This is a genomic window from Photorhabdus aegyptia, from assembly GCF_000612035.1.
Taxonomy (GTDB): Bacteria; Pseudomonadota; Gammaproteobacteria; order Enterobacterales; family Enterobacteriaceae; genus Photorhabdus; species Photorhabdus akhurstii.
In genome coordinates this window covers 1-15177 of sequence record NZ_JFGV01000094.1, presented here as the reverse complement: position 1 = coordinate 15177, position 15177 = coordinate 1, and the positions used below count along the sequence as shown (strand labels likewise).

General features: G+C 41.2%; 14 protein-coding genes. 4 read left to right on the top strand and 10 right to left on the bottom strand.

What is annotated here, in order from left to right:
* Positions 1 to 135 precede the first annotated feature (135 nt).
* Both BA1DRAFT_RS20300 and BA1DRAFT_RS20295 read left to right on the top strand, forming a co-directional pair.
* Positions 136 to 984, top strand: coding sequence for a phytanoyl-CoA dioxygenase family protein (locus BA1DRAFT_RS20300; protein WP_036783093.1), 849 nt, complete (start codon positions 136 to 138; stop codon positions 982 to 984).
* A gap of 1 nt (position 985) precedes the next feature.
* Positions 986 to 1999 carry a Gfo/Idh/MocA family protein gene (locus BA1DRAFT_RS20295; RefSeq protein WP_036783090.1) on the top strand — a complete coding sequence of 338 codons (1014 nt, stop codon included), beginning with the start codon at positions 986 to 988 and terminating at the stop codon, positions 1997 to 1999.
* Between the two features lie 421 nt (positions 2000 to 2420).
* Here BA1DRAFT_RS20295 and BA1DRAFT_RS20290 read toward each other — a convergent pair whose 3' ends face one another.
* The 3 genes from BA1DRAFT_RS20290 to BA1DRAFT_RS22425 form a co-directional block, all read right to left on the bottom strand.
* Positions 2421 to 2663: a hypothetical protein gene (locus BA1DRAFT_RS20290; protein WP_036783087.1), complete on the bottom strand. Its 243-nt coding sequence runs from the start codon at positions 2661 to 2663 to the stop codon at positions 2421 to 2423.
* A gap of 130 nt (positions 2664 to 2793) precedes the next feature.
* Positions 2794 to 3147 carry a nuclear transport factor 2 family protein gene (locus BA1DRAFT_RS20285; protein WP_036783085.1) on the bottom strand — a complete coding sequence of 118 codons (354 nt, stop codon included), beginning with the start codon at positions 3145 to 3147 and terminating at the stop codon, positions 2794 to 2796.
* Positions 3148 to 3202: 55 nt separating this feature from the next.
* Positions 3203 to 3379 carry a POTRA domain-containing protein gene (locus BA1DRAFT_RS22425; RefSeq protein WP_235201188.1) on the bottom strand — a complete coding sequence of 59 codons (177 nt, stop codon included), beginning with the start codon at positions 3377 to 3379 and terminating at the stop codon, positions 3203 to 3205.
* A gap of 363 nt (positions 3380 to 3742) precedes the next feature.
* Between BA1DRAFT_RS22425 and tyrP the strand changes: the two genes are divergently transcribed.
* On the top strand, positions 3743 to 4888 hold the full coding sequence (tyrP, locus tag BA1DRAFT_RS20280; RefSeq protein ID WP_235201189.1) for a tyrosine transporter TyrP: 1146 nt from the start codon (positions 3743 to 3745) through the stop codon (positions 4886 to 4888).
* A 56-nt stretch (positions 4889 to 4944) separates the two neighbouring features.
* Here the strand turns inward: tyrP and BA1DRAFT_RS20275 are convergent, their stop codons facing one another.
* Positions 4945 to 5487 (bottom strand): YfaZ family outer membrane protein, encoded by a 543-nt coding sequence (locus BA1DRAFT_RS20275; protein ID WP_036783081.1) that lies wholly within the window; start codon positions 5485 to 5487, stop codon positions 4945 to 4947.
* A gap of 284 nt (positions 5488 to 5771) precedes the next feature.
* Here BA1DRAFT_RS20275 and BA1DRAFT_RS20270 point away from each other — a divergent pair, with 284 nt between their 5' ends.
* Positions 5772 to 7214: a catalase gene (locus BA1DRAFT_RS20270; RefSeq protein WP_036783078.1), complete on the top strand. Its 1443-nt coding sequence runs from the start codon at positions 5772 to 5774 to the stop codon at positions 7212 to 7214.
* Between the two features lie 83 nt (positions 7215 to 7297).
* On the opposite strand, the gene menE is transcribed toward BA1DRAFT_RS20270, so the two are convergent.
* The 6 genes from menE to menF all read right to left on the bottom strand — a co-directional run bounded on the left by menE (position 7298) and on the right by menF (position 14416).
* Positions 7298 to 8698, bottom strand: a complete 1401-nt coding sequence (menE, locus tag BA1DRAFT_RS20265) for an o-succinylbenzoate--CoA ligase (protein WP_036783076.1) — start codon at positions 8696 to 8698, stop codon at positions 7298 to 7300.
* Positions 8686 to 9657: an o-succinylbenzoate synthase gene (menC, locus tag BA1DRAFT_RS20260; RefSeq protein ID WP_036783072.1), complete on the bottom strand. Its 972-nt coding sequence runs from the start codon at positions 9655 to 9657 to the stop codon at positions 8686 to 8688. Before menC ends, menE begins: the two co-directional genes overlap by 13 nt.
* Positions 9657 to 10514, bottom strand: a complete 858-nt coding sequence (menB, locus tag BA1DRAFT_RS20255; protein ID WP_036783069.1) for a 1,4-dihydroxy-2-naphthoyl-CoA synthase — start codon at positions 10512 to 10514, stop codon at positions 9657 to 9659. The genes menC and menB overlap by 1 nt, the downstream gene beginning before the upstream one ends.
* The gene (menH, locus tag BA1DRAFT_RS20250) at positions 10447 to 11328 is read right to left on the bottom strand and encodes a 2-succinyl-6-hydroxy-2,4-cyclohexadiene-1-carboxylate synthase (RefSeq protein ID WP_420865161.1); all 882 of its coding nucleotides are present in this window, start codon (positions 11326 to 11328) and stop codon (positions 10447 to 10449) included. The genes menB and menH overlap by 68 nt, the downstream gene beginning before the upstream one ends.
* Positions 11289 to 12983 carry a 2-succinyl-5-enolpyruvyl-6-hydroxy-3-cyclohexene-1-carboxylic-acid synthase gene (gene menD, locus BA1DRAFT_RS20245; protein WP_036783066.1) on the bottom strand — a complete coding sequence of 565 codons (1695 nt, stop codon included), beginning with the start codon at positions 12981 to 12983 and terminating at the stop codon, positions 11289 to 11291. The genes menH and menD overlap by 40 nt, the downstream gene beginning before the upstream one ends.
* 68 nt (positions 12984 to 13051) lie before the next feature.
* Positions 13052 to 14416, bottom strand: coding sequence for an isochorismate synthase MenF (menF, locus tag BA1DRAFT_RS20240; RefSeq protein ID WP_036783063.1), 1365 nt, complete (start codon positions 14414 to 14416; stop codon positions 13052 to 13054).
* Positions 14417 to 15177 lie beyond the last annotated feature (761 nt).

Below are 15177 nucleotides of genomic sequence, written 5' to 3'. Positions count from 1 at the left end.
TAAAACAAATAGTTAAGGGAAAAATATAATCGCTATCTAGGACAGCCCCAAATATTATTAAACTCCTCAACAATCATACTCCAGAAAATTATTTCTCAATATAAAAATAATTTTAATTACTTAAGGTTAGTAAATATGCTAAATAAAGATGAATTATTACAATTTAATAAAGATGGATATATTATTAAACCTATCTTATCAGCATCTAAAATTGATCTCTACTTAAATATAATACATAATCATATCAAACAAAATAATGATAAGATGTTTAATATTCAATTTATTCAACCCGAAATGGCAATTAAGGGAATTCAATCAATTATTAATAATAATAAAATTATTGAGATTTGTAGCCATTTATTAAAAGGCGGAGACATCATACTTGATGGCGCCTCATTATTCTACGCAAATAAAGGGATTGACTACCGTCAAGGCTGGCATCGGGATGTAATACAAATTCCTGATGAAAAAATTCTCGACTCATGGTATTCAGATAAGCATTTCCATAATAATATTCAAATAAACATACCGTTATATAAAGATAAATGTTTATGGTTTGTAAAAGGTAGTCATATTCGTAATTTTAATAATATAGAAAAAGCATTATTTTCTGGTTCAAAAAAAATAGCCCCAATCAAATCGCCTGACATTAATATCGGTGAAAAAATCATACTAAATCCAGGAGAAGCTATCTTTTATAATAATTTGGCAATACATAGAGGATATGGTGGCATACTGAAACATAATCGCGCAACAATACAATTGGGTTACCATACTAATAGATGTGAACCCACATGTCACTTTGGTGTAATGGATTATAAGAAATTTGATAAAGATTATATTAACTCGCTTGATTTAGAAGTAAAAAACATGTTATATAATCATATATTGGAACGAAAAAAATGGGATAAATCAGAATTTTATTATAATCTTCACCAAGATTTTATTAAGAAAGAATTCGATATAAACATATTGGGAAAATAAAATGAAAAAAACAATAAAATGGGGCATTATTGGTTGCGGTGATGTTACTGAAGTAAAAAGTGGCCCTGCCTTTTATAAATTAGATAATTCTGAATTAGTTGCAGTAATGCGGCGCAATGCTCATTTAGCAGAAGACTTTGCCAAGAGACATAATATCCCTAAATGGTATTCTGACGCAAATTCACTTATTAATGACAAAGACATTGATGCAGTATATATTTCAACACCGCCCTCTACACATAAAGAATATACCATTTTAGCGGCTAAAGCTGGCAAAGCAATATATGTAGAAAAACCTATGGCATTAACATTCGAAGAATGTAATGAGATGATCGCGACTTGTAAATCCCAAAATGTTCCCTTATTTGTAGCTTATTACAGAAGAGCATTGCCAAGATTTTTAAAGATCAAAGAATTAATTGAGTCAGGCGCGATAGGGACACCGAGAATTGTAAGTTGTATACTTTATAGAGAGATAGAGCAATGTTACCAAGATCCTCATCATTTACCTTGGGTTGTTAATCCAGAAATTTCCGGTGGTGGGTTATTTGTTGATTTAGCATGTCATACTCTTGATATATTAGACTTTCTTTTAGGAAAGATTATTTCTGTCAAAGGACATGCAAATTCACAAGGGAATGCTTATCCCGCTGAAGATTGTGTATCAATGTCATTTATGTTTGAAAATAATATTCAAGGTGTGGGTATATGGAATTTTGTATCGAACTCTAGAGGAGATAATGTTGAAATAATTGGTACTAAAGGAAAAATATCTTTCTCTACATTTGGAAATTCAGCCATTTCATATTATGACGAAAATAATAAATTACACCAATTTAATATTGATAATCCAAAGCATATAGAAATGCCATTGATTAACACTATCATCAATGAATTACAAGGAAAAGGATTCTGCCCATCAACAGGAGAATCAGGCTCACGAACCAGTTGGGTAATAGACCAAGTATTAAAAGACTATAGAATGAAGAATTATTTACAATATAAAAATGAATAAATCGGTTTTTAGAGAAAAATAAAACCAAAATATATATGATCTCATTAAAAATATCGGAAGTTAATAAATGTTCTAAAAGACTTTATTAACTTCTTTTTAATCAGTTTTAACGCTTTTCCATTTAGTTATAATTTTGTCCCCGATATTATCAATTCATAGGTATAATTCAAGCTGAAAACTAATAATTAATGAGCCTGCTATTATTACCTAATTCTCTATCAGACAAATACCTGACAAATAAAGTTGCTATATTTATTGAACTGTTCTAAATTAACATCTTCTTCTTTGTTATTTAATTGAACCAGAAAATTATCATACGAATTACTTGATATTTTCAGAAATCCTGACAATGAGATTTATTTCAGTGCAGTAACTGCTCATAAAATAGAATTAAAAAATTATTAACATCCTTTTTATATAATTATTTTATTAGGACACTAATAATATTTTCATCATTATCCAATCCCAACCATAAAGAATTATTACATTTCTCTTTTATTATCAAAATAATAGCCTTCTGATAAACCTCTACTTCAATCACACAATTAAATTCATCAATAAAACGATGACTGAAATTATTACCCTCATTCAATTTCCATTGATTCACATCAACTATAGGAAAGCCAAATTTACTTTTATTCGATGCAATAAAGTCATTACCCACATATTGAACAATCAGGGTTTATCGCAACTAACATAATTGCTGCTATTCTGCCATTCAATGCTCCTCTATGACCGCTTGCTAGATTGTGTTAAATCCTTGGACGACAGCGCTGACTCTGGCATACCCCAGTCTATAAGCCACATGGTGTACCTTGATGAAAAATCAGCCGCCAATTATGTTCATCAGAAAATACCCAAGTTGATGACCTCAATGCAACATGACTACCGTTCTGATTGTGAGTTTTGTAAAGTAAAATAACGCACATTTCTCCCACTATCGTCAGCCGGAAGTCGGAACTTACAATGCTGCAATTAGTGCTATTTTCATCTATCAGGGCGTCAATCGTTTCACTGCGACCGACTAAGTGACCTGAGCGAGTTATTTCAAGAAAATCAGGATGAAGGATTTTTTCAAGCCATGCTCTGTCATGCCGCCAGGCGTCGTGAAGGCTGCATTCCAAAGATGTTATTGTTTCAAGCAGCATACATATGCTCCTGCATAGATTATAGAAACTCGGATTTGCACCAAAAGGTGACATTTTAAACTTGAAATAACAAGGCATTCGATACTTTACGCACCAGTTCATTAATATCTGGCAAGGTTAAGCAACGGGATAAATAAGGTTGTATTAGTTTTTCTCTTGCTGATCGGGAAAGGCTCTCAGAGCCTTCAAATTGAATATGATGAACGGTATGACAAACAGTTATTCTTTCCATTGATAATTTTTATTTCACCATGCGTTAATTGTTAAAATAATGAATAACGCCTTATTTTAATTGGTAGTCCAGATGAAAATAAAAAATTATATTATTTAAGTGTGAATAAAGTCTGTTTTTTTAAATACTCAATAGAATAAATAACTTTTTATATTTAATGAAATACATAATTTAGGATCATGCAAAAACGCAATTGTAATTATTTATTTACACTAAGTGTAACCTTAATTTGACATAAATAAATTATTCCTTTAGCCTGCCTTTCCATAACGATTTCAATCAGTTCATAAACTAGGGGAAAGCGTGAAGAATCGTACTCTTGGCAGTATTTTTATCGTAGCGGGCACGACAATTGGCGCAGGAATGCTGGCGATGCCGCTGGCAGCAGCCGGTGTCGGTTTTGGAACAACCTTTGTGATGTTAGTCGCTCTTTGGGTTTTGATGAGCTATACCGCTTTATTGCTGGTGGAAGTTTATCAATACAGCCCGGCCGATACGGGACTGGGAACGCTGGCAAAACGTTATCTTGGTCGAGGAGGACAATGGCTCACCGGTTTCAGTATGCTCTTCCTTATGTATGCCCTGACAACCGCTTATATTAGCGGCGCCGGTGAGTTGCTGTCAGGCAGCCTCTCTTCATGGCTGGGTAAACCCATATCTGTTTCATTTGGCGTACTGATTTTCACCCTTGTCGCAGGTTGTGTTGTCACTATCGGCACTCAATCTGTCGATATGATTAACCGCCTGCTATTTACTGCAAAAATCATTTTCCTGGTTATTATGCTGACTGTCATGATGCCCCACATCAAAAGCACTAATCTGATGTCAATGCCTTTGGAACAGGGTTTGGTATTATCGGCTATTCCCGTGGTATTCACCTCTTTTGGTTTTCACGGCAGTGTGCCAAGTATCGTGAATTATATGGGAGGCGATACCCAAAAGTTACGCAAAATATTTGTTATCGGCAGTGCTATCCCGCTGACTGCCTATATCTTATGGCAATTAGCTACACTGGGCGCCATTTCTTCCCACACTTTTGTCGGGATCTTAGCAGAGCAATCAGGACTGAATGGGCTGTTAAAAGCAGTGAGAGAAGTTGTCGCGACGCCTCGTGTAGAGCTTGCTGTCCGTCTGTTTGCCGATTTGGCGCTGGCAACCTCATTTCTTGGGGTCTCTTTAGGTTTGTTTGATTACATGGCAGATCTGTTCAAACGCCGTAATAACGCGACAGGCCGCCTGCAAACCGGCATCATTACTTTTGTTCCACCACTACTTTGCTCCTTATACTATCCAAACTTTGTTATGGCGTTAACTTTCGCCGCAGTAGCACTCTCTATTCTCGCCTTGTTACTGCCTTCCATGCTGGCATGGCGCAGCCGTCAAATTGAGCAAAGAGCCTATCGAGTAAAAGGCGGAAAACCCGCTTTGATTCTGATATTTCTTTGCGGAATTACGGTAATTACCATCCAAATAGGTATTGTCAGTGGTTTATTGCCAGAAGTGGGCTAATTGGAAATCGAAACTGTCCGCATCAGAAATGGTGCGGACGGCATGGAAAAAGTAAATTAAAAATTCAAACCGGCACCGATATAAAATCCATCAGCCAATTTGTTATCTCTATTCCCCTCTTTCCCTCTCATGTTCATAACCCGATAACCTGCATCCACTGTCAACGGTTTAAATACGGTAAAACGTAAGCCACCAGCAGCCTCAGCATAAGAATTAATACCCGAAGTTAATCGGGATGGCGCGCCGTAAACTTCACCGTACAGAGCTAAAGAGGGCATAACAGTCCAACTCAAACCCACACCTGCCGCTAATGCCTCACCATTTTTTCCATCTTTAGGGGATAAATAGAGAGCCTTACCGCCAATGCTGGCCGTCAATGGACCAACAGGCAGACTAAATGCGGTTCCCAAACTTCCCAACTGACCGTTATGATCACTGCGTGCCCAGTTGCCATTAAAAGATAAGCCAGCACTGTTATCACCAATTGCCGCAGAAGTATTGGTGAAATGGCGACCAGCCTGAACATTCACGGAAATTGCATTCGCTGACTCAGCAATGAACAACAAACCGGTCGCTACCGCAGCAAGATAAATCTTCATCACATTTCCTCTTTATTTACTTAATGTTACACATCTTACGTAAATACAACTAAACCGATAGACAACAAAAAGAAATGAATCATCTATACTTACTAAATATGTGTGAATTCTTCATTTCACGTACTTAATAATTAACCATACAAATAATTTCAAATTAAATAGTAAATAAGAAAATAATAAATAAATTATAAAAAAACACAATATTTGCATTTCGCCATTGACCAGAACATTTTTCTTAATCAGCGATTCCGCTGTTTTTTTTCATGTAAAACAGGAGAAGTGTGATGAAAAAGAGAGGACTTACAACGAATGCTGGCGCCCCTGTCGTTGACAACAATAATGTCATGACCGCGGGTCAACGTGGTCCTATGTTGTTACAAGATGTTTGGTTCTTAGAAAAGCTTGCCCATTTTGATCGTGAAGTGATCCCAGAACGCCGTATGCATGCTAAAGGTTCTGGCGCTCATGGCATTTTTGTGGTTACTCACGATATTACTAAGTACACCCGAGCTAAGATTTTTTCTGAAATAGGCAAAAAAACCGAGATGTTTGCCCGTTTCTCAACCGTCGCCGGTGAGCGCGGCGCAGCAGATGCTGAACGTGACATTCGTGGTTTTGCGCTTAAGTTCTATACTGAAGAAGGTAACTGGGATTTAGTCGGCAATAACACCCCTATATTCTATCTTCGCGATCCACTGAAGTTCCCAGATCTTAACCATGTTGTTAAACGCGATCCCCACACTAATTTACGTAATCCTGCCTATAAATGGGATTTCTTCTCTCATCAACCTGAATCACTGCACCAATTAACCATTGATTTCAGTGACCGTGGCGTACCTAAATCTTTCCGTCATATGCACGGTTTTGGTAGCCATGCTTTCAGCTTTATTAATGCAGATAATGAACGTTTCTGGGTGAAATTCCATTTCCGCTGTCAGCAAGGCATTAAAAATCTGATGGACGAAGAGGCAGAAGCGCTGGTGGGTAAAGATCGTGAAAGTTCTCAACGTGACTTGTTTGCAGCAATTGAGCAAGGAGATTATCCACGCTGGAAATTAAAAGTTCAAATCATGCCAGAGAAAGAAGCTAATCTGTTACCGTACAACCCATTTGATTTGACCAAAGTATGGCCTCACGGCGACTACCCGATGATTGATGTCGGTTATTTCGAGCTAAACCGTAATCCTGATAACTATTTCTCAGACGTTGAACAGGCAGCTTTCAACCCCGCTAATGTCGTGCCGGGTATCAGTTTCTCTCCTGATAAGATGTTACAAGGCCGTCTGTTCTCTTATGGTGATGCTCAACGTTACCGTCTTGGCGTTAACCACCATCAAATTCCGGTCAATACACCTCGTTGTCCGTTCCATAATTACCACCGTGATGGGGCAATGCGTGTCGATGGCAACAGCGGAAACACGGTGACTTATGAACCAAACAATGCGGGATTGTTCCAGGAACAACCTGAATTCAAACATCCATCATTAGCTTTAGAAGGAGATGCCGACCACTGGAACCATCGTCAAGATGAAGATTATTTCAGCCAGCCTCGTAAACTGTTTATGTTAATAAACAGTAAAGAGCATCAACGTATGTTTGATCGTATCGCCAGTGAGCTATCACAAGCACATGAAGATACTCAACGTCGTCAGGTTGAGCTATTTAGAAAAGTTCACCCAGAATATGGCGCCGGTGTTGAAAACGCGCTGAAAAAAATGAAAGGATAATGTCTAACAACACAGTTTTTTAACCATCTCTGCCCATTATTACACGATAAATAATGGGCAGTACGAAAACAAATCAAAATAACTCAATATAAACTTGGCAAATCCAACACCCACTTCTTAATTTGCTGACGGGAAATTTTAACGCCGTTATTTTTAAACTGTTGAGGTAATAGATAGTAAGCTATCGGGCGCTGAAAAGAAGCCAGTTTACCAATCAACCATTCAGGTAATGTATCAATGACCTCAGATGAATTACTGTCTACTACTGCGACAGGGCGATAACCAAATTCATAATCGGGGACGGGAACAATAAAGTTTTGCGCGACCTGCGGGTGGGTGTTAATCACCCGTTCAATATCTTCCGGCTGAATCCCTTCTCCACCGCTGAAAAATTGATTATCCATCCGACCAAGTATCCGCAATTCACCATTTTGTATCACTCCTCGATCACGGGTATGAAACCAGCCATCACTATCAGCTAACGGTTGTAATTTACCATCCAGCCAATATCCGTTAGCGAGGCTGCCAGAACGAATCTGAATTTCCTCATTTATTAGCCGAATTTCTTTGCCCGGTAAAGGATTGCCGACACCGGGAAGATCGTCTGCCCGTTTAATGCATACTGTTGAAGCCAGTTCGGTCAAACCATAACTACACCAACAACGAATACCTTGCTGCTCCGCCCTTTGAGTCAATTCAATGGGGATCATTGATCCCCCCAGCAACACTTCTTTCAAATTCAGTGACTGATTTTGTGACTGCTCCAGTAATCGCCAAAGCTGAGTTGGAACCAATGACGCGTGAGTACAATCCGCTAAAGCGTGATCCAACAGATTGCTATTTCCTAGCACCAAGGAGGCCCCTTGCATTAACCAGCGCCAAATGATCCCTTGTCCCGATACGTGAAACAACGGCAATGAAAGCAGCCAACTATCTTGTTGCTGAAAATTGATTGCTGAAAGTACATCCTGTGCGCTGGCAAGATGAGCATGAATTGAGTGAACAGCCGCTTTAGGCAATCCTGAAGAGCCAGAGGTCAGTATCATACTGACCGGGCGCATAGCATCCCATACCACTGAATTATCATCAGAATTTAATGGTTCACTTTGCCAATCGAGGGATCTGGCATCCACCACAGGCAAGTCATCACCACAAAAATCAGCCACAAAATCGATATTCAAATGTGGCAGTAATTCAGCCAAGAGTATTTCAGGCAATTGAGGATTCAGTGGCAATACCCGTGCCCCGCACTGTAAGGCCGCAAGATAACAAAACAACATCTCTTCGCTGTTCTTTCCTCGCAGCATTACGCCACTGCCTTCAACTACCCCCTGTTGGCGAAAATTGGCCGCTATGGTATCCAAAGAGATAGCTAATTGATGCCAGGTTAGGGAACGATCACACAACTTAACAGCAATATTTTCAGGGCTAAACGACGCCCAGTAGCGCCACGGCCACTGGGAAAATGGATTTAACTGCGCCATGCGATTTCTAACTCGTCCAATCTTGTTACTGGCATCGTGCTGCCCGGCCAACGGCGCACCAACTGAGACTGAATCAATTCCAGCGTATCCAGTCCAGGAATAGTTGCTGGCGTCAGCCAATGAGCAATACGGGCAAGCTGAGTCAAACCGAAGCTGGTTTCAATACTGGAGCTGATCACCGCCTCTAATCCCACATTGTGCGCGGCTGAAATCAACTGACAGCAACGGGCAAGGCTTCCTATCAGAGTAGGTTTAATCACAATAGCCGTCACCCCTGCTTGTGCCTCTACCTTAAAACCTTCATCACGAACGCTTTCATCCCATGCAATGGCGATCCCTGTATCACGGGCAAAAGAGAGCGATTGTTCCGGGGTTTGACAAGGTTCTTCCAAAAAGGCAATTCGGTGGCGGTAATCAGGATTGACATACTTAACGAAACTGTCCGCTTTAGCACGGCTCCAACTGCGGTTAGCATCCAGCCGCAAAGACAAATCCGGCACCGCTTCCAACAAAACGTTAACGACCATGCCATCACGTACAGCTTCATACAGCCCGATTTTCACTTTAGCAACTTTTTGTCCACTCATGTTACTGAGACGAACAATCAGCTCATCAGGATCGCCATTACACAGTGGCGCTTTCCGGTAGTCAGCCTCTTCCGGTAATTTACCCTGCAATTCAGCTAATGCGCAGCTAATCCCAAATGCGACAGCAGGCAATTCACTTTCATCAGGTTTAGCGCCAAGGTGCCACTGTCTAAGCCATGCCACCGCGGCTTCACCGGCCTGTTCAACCGTTTCTTTGCTGAATTCCGGTAGTGGTGCAATTTCACCCCATCCCTGTTGACCATGTTCCCGTAAGTGAACCAAAAAACCATCACGAGTTTTAAGCCGCTGATATCGCAGGATAACTCCTGCCTCCATTGGCAATCTGAATCGGTATAAAGTTGCAGTACGCATTATGGGTTACGTTTAAATTTACTGAAATCAGGCTGGCGTTTCTCAACAAATGCATTACGCCCCTCCTGACCTTCTTCTGTCATATAGAAAAGCATGGTGGCGTTACCTGCCAGCTCCTGCAAACCAGACTGACCATCACAATCCGCATTTAGAGCCGCTTTTAAGCAACGCAAGGCCATTGGGCTATTTTTCAGCATCTCACGACACCAGCGAACGGTCTCTTTCTCCAGATCCGCATAAGGCACAACTGTATTAACCAACCCCATTTCCAACGCTTGTTTAGCATCATATTGACGACACAAGAACCAGATTTCGCGGGCTTTTTTCTGACCAACAATTCGAGCCATATAAGATGCCCCCCAACCGCCGTCAAAAGAACCCACTTTAGGCCCGGTCTGACCGAAAATAGCGTTATCAGCCGCAATGGTCAGATCACATACCAAATGCAGGACATGACCACCACCAATCGCATATCCAGCAACCATAGCAACAACGGGTTTTGGACAAGTGCGAATCTGGCGCTGGAAATCCAAGACATTCAGATGATGCATACCGTTGTCATCCTTATAACCACCATGATCGCCACGGACTTTTTGATCACCACCAGCACAAAAAGCTTTTTCACCCATCCCCGTCAGGATAATCACACCAATATTGTCATCATAACGGGCATCATCCAGCGCCTGCATCATCTCTTTAACCGTCAATGGCCGGAACGCATTACGTACTTGCGGGCGATTAATGGTGATTTTAGCCATACCATCGGTGGATTTGTGATAAAAAATATCTTCAAACCCGTCGGAGCAGTCCTGCCATATGATTGGGGAATAAAGTTCTTCTTCGCTCGGGTAAATCATATTCGTATTCCTTATTAAAGAGTGATAAAAAATGGTTTACTACCGTGGCAAACACCTCTGCATTCGCCCGGTGAGCATTATGCCCAACACCTGGAATGGTTTGCAGCGGCAAAGTGCAATGTTTTGCCAATTGCTGAAATTTCTTATCATTTTCGCCACACAGATAAACAAAAGGTAACTTCAATTGTTGCAGTACCGAGACTAACCAGGGTTGAGATCCAAGTGAAGTACTTTCCAGCATATTAGCCACACCATCGCCATGATTATGACGGCGTACTTTGATCAGTTGCTGACGCTGTTCAGGCAATAGATCAGAAAAAACCGGCTGCTGATACCAATCAGATAAAACCTGTTCGATCGGCTGAGAACGAAAACGTCCTGCCCAATTTCTATCGTGTTCGAGACGATTATTCCGCTCCTGTTGGGAAAATAACCCAGGATTTCCTCCTTCAATCAGTAACCCGCATAATCCCCGAATATCACCATAACAGGCATGATACATAGCAATACGGCCCCCTAAGGAGTAGCCAATCAGCCAGTATTGACTAATTCGCTGTTCTGCTAATGTTTCAGATAAAAGACAACTCATATCCATAAGATCTTTTACCTGCATGTCAGTGGAATCACCGTGACCGGGCAGATCGATGACCAATGAGGGATATTGAGCACACAGATTCACTAACGGCAACCATTCATCACCACAGCCCAATAATCCATGCAGCCACACCAGCCAAGGGCGATCATTGTGACCGTTGAACTTACGACAAGCCAGACTCACAACATTGCCGCCTGTTTTAACAGTTGTTGCAAACATTCAGCGCCTTCTCTCTCCGGCACTTTTAACTCAATCAGCGTGGTTTCATTTTGTTGCCATGCCTGCTCAATATCTTGTTGCAACTCCAGCCAACTTTGTGGGCTGGTATATTTCAAGCCGAACATCGCCGCAGCATGATCAAAATCAACCTGCTGAGGCATACAGTAAAAACGTTGCCTTGCTTCTTCCGGGGTTGGTAGTAAAGAGAAAATCTGTCCGCCGTTATTATTTACCACGATTAACACAATGGGTGAGGAAGGATGACGCAACAGTGCCAAGCTATTGAGATCATAAAGCGCCGATAAATCACCGATAATAGCCAAAGTGGGCTTTGCTGTTGCCCGTTGCACACCCGCCGCAGTGGAAATTAATCCATCAATGCCGCTAGCGCCCCGGTTACTGTAAACCGGATACCCAGCCGGTAATTGCCCCAGCGCATCTATCAAACGAATAATCAGGCTGTTACCGACAAACAACTGCCCTCGTTCAGGCAGTAATTCACGCAATCGATAGGCCACAGTTGCTTCACCGAATTTCCCTGCCAACTCTATTCTGACGCAGTTAACGGCTTTTTCTGACCAGACAATAAGCTCTTCTGCCCACGATGTATGCAATTGCGCCCACGGTATACGCGACTGCGCGGGATGAGCCAGTAACCAGTCAGCAATATAACAGGTCAATTTTTTGCCGCGATGATTGGCAGGATCAAGCCGCCCAGGTATCGGATCAATAATCCAAAACTCCTGCGGCTGGCATTTCGCCTGCCACTGTAACAAGCGTTTCCCTATCAAGCTGGAACCAAACTGCACTACCAGTTGCGCTTGCGCTAAAATCTCCTGCACATGAGGATTATCCAGCCATAAATCGGCACAAGGCAATGGCTGCCCAGTTTGTGAAAGCGCATTGCCAATCAACGGCCAGCCCAATGCTTTTGCCCATTTAGCAACGTTAACTCCCTCTTCGGCACTCATTCGACCAGCCAATACAACACCTTTTTTCTGTTGCCAACAGTGCCAATCCGATACTTTTGCCACAACATTAGCGACTGGCTGGCTTAACCAAGGTTCGTTACCCTTCCACCAATCGCCTAACTGCTGCTGCCACTCTTCATAAGCAGGCTCTTCATTACCATATAACGGCTCGGCAAATGGACAATTAATATGCAAGGCCCCATGCCGCAAATTCGCCATACTATGATCTATGACAGAAACCAGCCAACTTGCCGGGATATCTACGGTCGGTCTTGGCAAAGAGATTGTTTGGCATGGATGAGAAGCAAAAATATCATTCTGACGGATAGCCTGATTCGCGCCACAGTCCATCAATTCTGGCGGCCGATCAGCCGTAAGGAAAACTACTCGTTCCCCCGTTAAACTGGCTTCAATTAATGAAGGATAGAGATTTGCCACCGCGGTTCCAGAAGTCACGATAACGGCAACCGGCTCTCTGCTTGCCTTGGATAACCCCAGAGCCAAGTGCCCTAATCCACGTTCGTCAAAATGAGTATGACAAATCAGTTTGTTATTTGACGCGGCAGCTAGTGTCAAAGGCGTGGAACGTGAACCGGGTGCAATGCAAACATGACGTAATCCATGACGAGTAAGTGCTTCCAATAAAAGTTCCGCCCAGCGGCGGTTAAATGCGCTGTTTGACATAGTTTACTCAGAGAATTTCTATAAAAGCTGACTATTAGCCTAACGGCACAAATAATTATTTCTTTATCCTAGTTCAATGAATTGCCACTTAATCGGAGATTATTTTCATTCAACTCTTCACCTTTCAGTAAAGTGCGCAGCCCGGCAGCTTTATTCTCTATCTCTATCCACTCCTGTTGTGGATCAGAACCCATCACAATCCCGGCACCGGCATATAGAGAAAGTAAATTGTTGTTAATTTCTGCGCAACGCAGGGAAACCGCAAACTCACTCTGTTCACAGGAAAGATATCCTGCGGAACCCGCATACCAATCACGACTGAATGGTTCGCTATCACCAATAAAATCACGCGCCGCTTCACGAGGTAATCCAGCAACAGCCGCCGTTGGTTGTAAACGATGCAAGCAATCACTATCACGAGCACTCTCTAACTTTCCCTGAATCCGGCGGCGTAAATGCTGGACTTTTCGCAAACGAATCACATCTGGCGGAGCCACATCGACAGAAACCACAGCACCTTGAAGACGCTGGCAAATATCATCAACAACGAGCAAGTTTTCATGTTGATTTTTTTTATCTTCCAGTAACCATTGCCCTAATTTTTCGGCGTGCTGAGTATTATCAGAATTGGCAACCGTCCCCGCTAGCGCCTCTGTATAAAGTTGAGTCTGCTTACGGTAGTAAAGACGTTCTGGTGAAGACGCCAAAAATGCCTCATGCCGATTAAACGCCAACATAAAATGATAACAACGGTGATTTATCTGGCGGCTCGCTGCCATAAATTGGGCAGCCGCTAAAGGCTCACTCAGTATTAACTGCGTCTTACGCGCCATCACAACCTTCTCCATCTTACGATGGGTGATAGTCTCCAAAGCCAGCTCAATCAAGTCACACCACCGGGCGCGTTCCGGTATATTCTCCGCATTCACTACCACTGCCTGTAACGCGGAGAATTCCCGGTGCGGAACTAACTGTTGCAGGAATTCCTGTGCATTTCTCACATCCTGTCGGCCAGCTATATTCAAATACAACCAGCTTTCGTCACGGTAGCGACGTAATTCGATACGGGGTAAAAACAGATAACCCGCGTCCCCTGCTTCGGATCGCGTAATACGAGCGGGTTGAATCCGATCCCAGGCATTCAGCCCCCAGATCCGTATCTGTGGAAATTGACGGTTTCTGTGCAAAAAATTTTCGGCTGAAATAATATCACTGAAAAGATGGATTTGCCCACAAGCAGCGACCTCTTCATGGCCCTCTCTGTGATGCCAATAGAACTGCGGATAATGAGACTGCGCTGCCAGCCATTCCAGCCAGTAAGTGCTGCAACCTACTGGCAGAGGAAATGAAATCTGTTGGATACCAACTTCACTAACTTGTTTATTATTCAGTGTCTTGCATACATTAGCGACAACATTAGCAATTTGATTCATCACTTCTGCCCCAAAAGACGTGATAAAAAGTAAGATTATACGGGGCATTAATAATAATTAAAGTCCTGATTATTTATGTAGTTATGCTTGTTCGATTCCGTTAGTGATATGCCATTATCCCAATACTGAAACAAGCTACATCAGACGTTTTGTCCTTTAGATAAGGAATATTAAGTTCATTAGTATGATCAATTCTTTCGATGCAATTTATAAAAAAACGACTCTTTTACTTACTACGGAAAATTTACTAAATAAATAGCGTTATTATAAACCAAGAAATAAATATTTATTTTTCTAAAAAAATATCGCTATAAAAAAACATATATTATTTTCACAATAGCCAAATAGAATTATAAAAACATCCACCTTATTTGTTAATTCTAACCTATTGTGTGAATAATTAACAATTTAATTGAAATATAGATCTAAAAATAACAAAAGACTTTATTCAATAACATCAGAAAAATAGGTTACGACCCCATTTTTTTTAAACATGCCATAAATGACAAATCAAAAAATATTTAACTCATTCTTTATAAAAAGACTATATTACCCACTTTTTAAATTAATAATGTGAAAATCACATAACCCCCACATCACAAACCAACACAACTAATTGTTTTAAAATGACTTTTATAAAACAACATTAAAATTTTTTATGTTTTTTACCCGTCATTCCGCACCTATTTTTTGATTTAAATTTAGTGATAATAATCACGAATTTTAATCAAAAACAACTTATTTGAAGCTTTTTTATACTA